Raw genomic sequence first — 526 nt, 5'->3', positions numbered from 1 at the left:
CAGAGATCCATCAGACTGATCTCGAACGATGCGAAGCCTCTCATCATTAAGAGACCCCTTGAACTCCTTAAACGATCCGTACCTCTGTATCAGTCGCGTATTGAGTGTCTCATTATAGAACCACTCAAGATGGCCATCCTCCATCGTCTCAATATCGTTCGGCTTAGTCACATATTTTGTGACCTCATCAACAGACTCAAGAGTTCCCGCATCCTTAACAATGCACGACATCCTCTAACGAACATCAGCAAGAAAATCAAGCCAGCCGTTCCCCTTCAAATACTGCAGATCAAAGAGGATATTCATATGCATGTTAAGGGTTTCATGATCCTCATTATGAGTGAACTCAGTCCCCCTGAAATACAGATTTGAACCATATTTTTGATTGAGCCAACGGAAGCAATCAGAGAGCTTGCGTGTCCATTTCCTATGCTCCGCCTTGAGGTCATCATATATGCGGACGTTCTCACCGCAGGTGATAACCATGTACCGCAGATACTTCCCCTTATTCGGGAGAATGTTATCA

General features: G+C 44.7%; 2 protein-coding genes. Both read right to left on the bottom strand.

Annotation, left to right across the window (positions count from 1 at the left end; all coding sequences use genetic code 11):
• On the bottom strand, positions 1–231 hold a 231-nt coding region (locus KP705_RS16790; protein ID WP_215765080.1), incomplete at its 3' end, for a protein rep.
• A gap of 3 nt (positions 232–234) precedes the next feature.
• On the bottom strand, positions 235–526 hold a 292-nt coding region (locus KP705_RS16785), incomplete at its 5' end, for a hypothetical protein (RefSeq protein ID WP_215765079.1).

Source organism: Gluconobacter sp. P1D12_c, from assembly GCF_018812105.1.
Taxonomy (GTDB): Bacteria; Pseudomonadota; Alphaproteobacteria; order Acetobacterales; family Acetobacteraceae; genus Gluconobacter; species Gluconobacter oxydans_A.
This window is presented reverse-complemented; position numbering and strand designations above follow the sequence as displayed.